This window comes from Achromobacter sp. (assembly GCF_032113835.1).
Lineage (GTDB): Bacteria > Pseudomonadota > Gammaproteobacteria > Burkholderiales > Burkholderiaceae_B > Achromobacter.
On the sequence record NZ_DAMCTG010000144.1, the window covers coordinates 1 to 7,170 of the forward strand.

Genomic DNA, 7,170 nt, shown 5'->3' on the forward strand with positions numbered 1-7,170 from the left:
TCCACCTTGAAGTCCCAGGCGCAATTGCGGCCGGTGCGGCTGGAGAAATAATGCACCGCGTGGTGGTCGCGCAGCGACTCGATCGTCTGCGGCATGCCGTGACGCGCCACGTAGGTCGGCGACGCGCACGTCACCGTCTGCAGCGTGCCGATGCGGCGGGCGACCAGGCTGGAATCTTCGAGATCGCCGGCGCGGATCACGCAGTCCACGGCTTCCTGGACCATGTCGACCGGACGGTCTCCGAGGCCCAGCACCAGCTCGACGTCGGGGTATTTGTCGTGGAAATCACACAATGAGGGAATCAGGATCAGCCGGCCGATGCAGGTCGGCACGTCGATGCGCAGGCGGCCCTTGAGCCGCAGGGCCGCTTCCTGAAAGCAGGCCTCGGTCTCTTCCACGTCGGCGAGAATGCGCACGCAGTGCTGGTAATAGCCCGCGCCGTCGGGCGTCAAGCCGATGCGGCGCGTGGTGCGATTCAACAGGCGAACGCCCAGGAGGCGTTCCAGATTCTGAATGATGGTGGTGACGGTGGTGCGCGGAAGCGATAGGCTGTCGGCCGCCCGGGTGAAGCTATTGGCGTCCACGACGCGCACAAACACCTGCATAGCCTGAAAGCGGTCCATGGCAAGGGTGTCCTTAGGCAAATAAGTCGGGGTGGACGGAGCATAACCCGATTTCGCCGCCGATTAGTCATTCTCCACGAACAGTGTTGCCGGGATAGACAGGTTTATCCGCCCGGACAAAACACTCAGAATGCAAACCATCTTGAAGTGCCCTTGCCGCCCGGCGCAAGAAAAGGGCATGTCAATCCTCAGATTCCGAACCCGCAGCGACCCGCCCTGATCAGGCGCCCGCCGCCTCTGGATAAACGATCCCGGTCGATGCTGCGCTGCAGCATATCCATATAGCTTCGGATTCTTAGGACTGGCATCCCCGCCCCGCCGACGCCTCGTCCCCTCATCCCGGGCAAGCGCGCTTCCGCCTCTAAAGAACCACTCAAGGAAACACCATGGTTTCGCGTAAACGTATTGCTGTGCTCGTCGTATTTGCAGCCGTGCTGGCGGCGGGCGGCGGCTATGCCCTCACCCGCGGCCCCGCGGGCGGCAATGTCGCGATGGCGCAGGGCGCCCCCGCCGCGCCGCCCGTCGAGGTTGCGGAAGTCGTCAACAAGACCATCGTCGACTGGCAGCGCTACTCCGGCCGCCTCGAAGCCATCGACCGCGTCGACATCCGCCCGCTGGTGTCCGGCACGCTGACCGCCGTCCATTTCCAGGACGGCAGCATCGTCAAGAAGGGCGACGTGCTCTTCACCATCGACCCGCGCCCCTATGCGGCCGAGGTGGACCGCGCCGCCGCGGCGCTGACCGCCGCCAAGGCGCGCGCCGCCTACACGGCCTCGGAACTGGCCCGCGGCCAGCGCCTGCTGACCGACAACGCCATCGCCCGCCGCGACTTCGAGGAAAAGCAGAACGCCTCGCGCGAAGCCGCCGCCAACCTGCAGGGCGCCCAGGCCGCGCTGGACTACGCCAAGCTCAACCTGGGCTACACGCGTATCGAAGCCCCCGTGGACGGCCGCGTGTCGCGCGCCGAGGTCACCGTGGGCAACGTGGTCGCCGCCGGCGCCGCGTCTGTGCCGCTGACCACGCTGGTGTCGGTGTCCAAGATGTACGCATCGTTCGACGTGGACGAACAAACGTTCCTGCGCTACGTGAATCCCACCCGCAACGGCCGCAATGGCGCGGTGCCGGTGGAACTGGGCCTGGCCAATGAAGACGGCTACTCGCGCACGGGCGCCGTGCAATCGGTGGACAACCGCCTGGACGCAACCTCCGGCACCATCCGCGTGCGCGCCGAGTTCGACAACGCCGACGGCACCCTGCTGCCGGGCCTTTACGCCCGCATCCGCCTGGGCGGCAGCGAGCCCCGCGCGGCCGTGCTGATCGACGAACGCGCCATCGGCACCGACCAGGACAAGCGCTTCGTGCTGGTGCTGGACGACAAGAACCACGCCGTCTACCGCCAGGTGAAGCTGGGCGCCAATCAGGAAGGCCTGCGCGTGGTCGATTCCGGCCTGGCTGCCGGCGAGCGCATCGTCGTCAACGGCCTGCAGCGCATCCGCCCCGGCGACGCCGTGACCCCGACCGTAGTCCCGATGGTTGCCGCCAAGCGCAACCCGGTCCAGACCGCCTCGGCGCAGAACTGAGCCGACGCGTCGAACGAGAACGTTCATGAATATCTCAAAATTCTTCATCGACCGGCCGATCTTCGCCGGCGTGCTGTCGATCCTGGTGCTGCTGGCGGGCCTGTTGGCCATGTTCCAGCTGCCCATCTCCGAATACCCGGAAGTCGTGCCGCCGTCCGTGGTGGTGCGCGCGCAGTACCCGGGCGCCAACCCCAAGGTCATCGCCGAAACCGTCGCCTCGCCGCTGGAAGAATCCATCAACGGCGTCGAGGACATGCTGTACATGCAGTCGCAAGCCAACAGCGACGGCAATCTCACGCTGACGGTGAACTTCAAGCTGGGCGTGGACCCGGACAAGGCGCAGCAGCTCGTGCAGAACCGCGTCTCGCAGGCGCTGCCGCGCCTGCCGCCGGACGTGCAGCGCCTGGGCGTGACCACGGCCAAGAGCTCGCCCACGCTGACGCTGGTCGTGCACCTGATCTCGCCCAATGACCGTTACGACATCACCTACCTGCGCAACTACGCGATCCTGAACGTCAAGGACCGCCTGTCTCGCATCACGGGCGTGGGTGAAGTGACGGTGTGGGGCTCGGGCAACTACTCCATGCGCGTTTGGCTCGATCCGCAAAAGGTCGCGCAGCGCGGCATGACCGCATCCGAAGTCGTCAACGCGATCCGCGAGCAGAACGTACAGGTGGCCGCCGGCGTGATCGGCGCCTCACCCACGCAGGGCGACGTGCCGCTGCAATTGAACGTGAACGCGCGCGGCCGCCTGCAGACCGAAGAAGAATTCCGCGACATCATCCTGAAGACCTCGCCGGACGGCGCCGTGACGCACCTGTCCGACGTCGCCCGCGTGGAACTGGACGCCCAGGAATACGGCCTGCGTTCGCTCCTGAACAACAAGCAGGCGGTCGGCATGGGCATCATGCAGTCGCCGGGCGCCAACGCGCTGGACGTCTCCAGCCAGGTGCGCGCCGCCATGACCGAGCTGGCGCAGGACTTCCCGCCGGGCGTGGAATACCGCATCGAATACGACCCCACGCAGTTCGTGCGCTCCAGTATCGAAGCCGTCGTGCACACCCTGCTCGAAGCCATCGCGCTGGTCGTGCTGGTCGTGATCCTGTTCCTGCAGACCTGGCGCGCGTCCATCATCCCGCTGCTGGCGGTGCCCGTGTCCATCGTCGGCACCTTCGCGCTGCTGCTGATGTTCGGCTACTCCATCAACGCGCTGTCGCTGTTCGGCATGGTGCTGGCCATCGGGATCGTGGTGGACGACGCCATCGTGGTCGTCGAAAACGTCGAGCGCAACATCGCGGCCGGCTTGAGTCCACGCGATGCGACCTATCGCGCCATGCGCGAAGTCAGCGGCCCCATCATCGCCATCGCGCTGACGCTGTGCGCCGTGTTCGTGCCGCTTGCCTTCATGACGGGCCTGACCGGCCAGTTTTACAAGCAGTTCGCCATGACCATCGCCATCTCGACGGTGATCTCGGCCTTCAACTCGCTGACTCTGTCGCCCGCCCTGTCGGCCCTGCTGCTCAAGAGCCACCACGACAAGCCCGACTGGCTGACCCGCGGCATGAACCGCGTCTTCGGCCGCTTCTTCAACTGGTTCAACAACATGTTCGGCCGCGCGTCCGAGTCCTACGGCACGGGCGTGGCCAGCGTCATCCGCCGCAAGGCCGGCGCGATGGGCGTGTACGCCGTGCTGGTCGCCGCGACCATCGGCGTCTCGTACCTGGTGCCAGGCGGCTTCGTGCCCGCGCAGGACAAGCAATACCTGATCGGCTTCACGCAACTGCCCAACGGCGCCTCGCTGGACCGCACCGAAGACGTGATCCGCCGCATGAGCGACATCGCCCTGAAGGAACCCGGCGTGCAATCCGCCATCGCCTTCCCCGGCCTGTCCATCAACGGCTTCACCAACAGCTCCAGCGCCGGCATCGTGTTCGTCACGCTCAAGCCCTTTGGCGAACGCAACAGCGCCGAGCTCTCGGGCAACGCCATCGCCGCCTCGCTGAACCAGAAGTTCGCCGCCATCCAGGACTCGTTCATCGCCGTGTTCCCGCCCCCGCCCGTCATGGGCCTGGGCACGCTCGGCGGCTTCAAGCTCCAGCTTGAAGACCGCTCGGCGCTCGGCTATGCCGAACTGGACAAGGCCAAGCAGGCCTTCCTGGAAAAGGCGCGCCAGACGCCGGAACTGGGCCCCACGTTCTCCAGCTACGAGATCAACGTCCCGCAGCTCGACGTCGACCTGGACCGCGTCAAGGCCAAGCAGCTCGGCGTGCCGGTGACCGAAGTCTTCGACACCATGCAGATCTATCTGGGCTCCATGTACGTCAACGACTTCAACCGATTCGGCCGCGTGTTCCAGGTTCGCGCACAGGCTGACGCGCCCTTCCGCGCGCACGCCGACGACATCCTGCAGCTCAAGACCCGCAACGCCGCCGGCGACATGGTCCCGCTGTCCTCGCTGGTCACCGTCAAGCAGACCTTCGGCCCCGAAATGGTCGTGCGCTACAACGGCTACACCGCCGCCGACATCAACGGCGGCCCGGCCCCCGGCTACTCGTCCGACCAGGCGCAAGCCGCCGCCGAGCGCGTCGCCGCCGAAACCCTGCCGCGTGGCGTCAAGTTCGAATGGACCGACCTCACGTATCAGCAGATCCTGGCGGGCAACGCCGGCCTATGGGTGTTCCCCATCAGCGTCCTGCTCGTCTTCCTGGTGTTGGCCGCGTTGTACGAAAGCCTGACCCTGCCGCTCGCCGTGATCCTGATCGTGCCGATGAGCATCCTGGCCGCGCTGACCGGCGTCTACCTCACCGGCAACGACAACAACATCTTCACGCAGATCGGCCTGATGGTGCTGGTGGGACTGTCCGCGAAGAACGCGATCCTGATCGTGGAATTCGCCCGAGAGCTCGAAATGAACGGCCGCACCCCGCTCGAAGCCGCCATCGAGGCCAGCCGCCTGCGCCTGCGTCCCATCCTGATGACGTCCATCGCGTTCATCATGGGCGTCGTGCCGCTGGTGCTGTCCTCCGGCGCCGGTTCCGAGATGCGCCACGCCATGGGTGTCGCCGTGTTCTTCGGCATGCTGGGCGTGACCCTGTTCGGCCTTTTCCTCACGCCGGTTTTCTACGTCCTGCTGCGCTCGCTCGGCGGCAAGAAGCTGCACTCCGCCGCGCCGCATGAAGCGCCCGTCTGCGTGCCGCACATCGACCCGAACGCGCCGCCCGCCCCGCAACACCACGCGTAAGCCGACAGAGAAAGCGTAGCCAGCGCGTCCCGTCCGAGATCGAACGGGACGCGCGCCAAAGAGAAACGTCATCATGATCAAAAGACTGACCCGAGGATCCGCCCTGCTTGCCATGCTGCTCGTGCTGGCCGGCTGCGCGGTGGGTCCCACCTACCAGCGCCCCACGGCGGACACGCCCGCCGCCTTCAAGGAAGCCGCCCTGCCCGCCTCCGAGGCCGGCACCTGGAAGCCCGCCGAACCTTCTGAGGACGCCCTGCGCGGCGCCTGGTGGAAGGTCTTCAACGACGAAGGCCTGAACCAGCTTGAAGAAGAAGCTCAGCGCGCCAACCAGGACCTGCAGGCCGCCGCCGCCCGCCTCACCCAGGCCCGGGCCCTGCAACGCGAAGCCCGTTCCGGCTTCTTCCCCAGCCTCGACGCCGGCTTCGGCCCCAACCGCCAACGTCCCTCGGCCGTATCCCAAGGCCTGCCCGACGGCACGTCCACCTCGCCCGTCACCACCTGGCGCGCGCAAGGCACCGTGTCCTACGAAGCCGACCTCTTCGGCCGCGTGGCATCAACCGTCGACGCCGCCACCGCCGATGCCCAGCAAAGCGAAGCGCTCTACCGCTCCGTCCTGCTCGCCCTGCAAGCCGACGTCGCCACCACCTACTTCCTGGTTCGCGAACAGGACGCCGAATCGCGCCTGTACTACCAGACCGTCAAGCTGCGCACCGAAACGCTGCAACTCATCCAGCGCCGCTACGACGCCGGCGACATCAGTGAACTCGACCTCGCACGCGCCAAGGCCGAACTCGCCTCCGCGCAGTCCGAGGCCCTGGGCATCGACCGCCGCCGCGCCACCGCCGAACACGCGCTGGCCGTCCTGCTCGGCCGCGCCCCGTCCGAGTTCACCATGCCGCCGCAGCCCATCGAAAAGATCGCGCTGACCATCCCCGCCGGCCTGCCCTCCACGCTGCTCGAACGCCGCCCCGACATCGCCGCCGCCGAACGCGCCATGGCCGCCGCCAACGCCCGCGTCGGCGCCGCCAAGTCCGCGTTCTTCCCGCGCCTGGACATCACCGGCGCCTTCGGCTACGAGTCCTCGGAACTGGGCAACCTCTTCCAATGGTCCAGCCGCACGTTCCTGCTCGGCCCCTTGGTCGGCGCCGCCCTGTCCATGCCCATCTTCGACGGCGGCCGCCGCCAGGCCGGCCTGGACCGCGCCCGCGCGGTCTACGAGGAAGACGTCGCCGTCTATCGCCAGACCGTGTTGAATGCGTTCCGCGAAGTGGAAGACAATCTGGCGAACCTGCGCATCCTCGCGGACCAGACCAAGGCCCAGAACGCGGCAGTGGAATCGGCTGCGCGAGCCGCGAAACTCTCGCACACGCAATATCGCGAAGGCTCGATCAGCTATTTGGACGTGATTGAAGCCGACCGCAGCGTGCTCTTGCAGCAACGCGTGTCGGTGCAGCTGACTGCCGAACAGGCGCGGTCGACGGTGGCATTGATTCGCGCCATCGGCGGCGGCTGGGATAATCCGGTCCCGCCGGAAAAGGTCGCGACGAAGTAAAGGCGGCTCGGACTGGTGTCTGGCACCTGTGGGTTTCTAACCCGGTGTCAGACACCCCGCGTAGGTCGGCTTTACCTCGTTACGGGTGCGCCTCAGGGGTGTCAGACACCTAGCGCCTTCAGACACCTGAAGGCCGTCATTGGAGCCTGTCCGTATTTTTGTGGGCGAGGCGTT

At 66.6% G+C, this 7,170-nt stretch carries 4 protein-coding genes; 3 read left to right on the plus strand and 1 reads right to left on the minus strand.

The features are described 5' to 3' along the window. Nucleotides 1-623 (minus strand): LysR family transcriptional regulator (locus RT697_RS26320; RefSeq protein ID WP_313702577.1); only part of this gene is annotated, 623 nt, incomplete at its 3' end. A gap of 386 nt (nt 624-1,009) precedes the next feature. Here RT697_RS26320 and RT697_RS26325 point away from each other — a divergent pair. From RT697_RS26325 to RT697_RS26335, 3 genes are all read left to right on the plus strand, one after another. Next, a complete protein-coding gene (locus tag RT697_RS26325; RefSeq protein WP_313702578.1) occupies nt 1,010-2,203 on the plus strand; it encodes an efflux RND transporter periplasmic adaptor subunit in 1,194 nt (397 codons plus the stop codon). 25 nt (nt 2,204-2,228) lie between these two features. Further along, entirely contained in the window at nt 2,229-5,444 is a 3,216-nt protein-coding gene (locus RT697_RS26330) for an efflux RND transporter permease subunit (RefSeq protein WP_313702579.1), read from the plus strand. Between the two features lie 73 nt (nt 5,445-5,517). Further along, the gene (locus RT697_RS26335; protein WP_313702580.1) at nt 5,518-6,996 is read left to right on the plus strand and encodes an efflux transporter outer membrane subunit; all 1,479 of its coding nucleotides are present in this window, start codon (nt 5,518-5,520) and stop codon (nt 6,994-6,996) included. Nucleotides 6,997-7,170: the final 174 nt, after the last annotated feature.

Bases quoted from the DNA above. Each gene is read 5' to 3' on its own strand.
- RT697_RS26330 (WP_313702579.1), top strand. From the start codon at position 2,229: ATGAATATCTCAAAATTCTTCATCGACCGGCCGATCTTCGCCGGCGTG.
- RT697_RS26325 (WP_313702578.1), top strand. From the start codon at position 1,010: ATGGTTTCGCGTAAACGTATTGCTGTGCTCGTCGTATTTGCAGCCGTG.
- RT697_RS26335 (WP_313702580.1), top strand. From the start codon at position 5,518: ATGATCAAAAGACTGACCCGAGGATCCGCCCTGCTTGCCATGCTGCTC.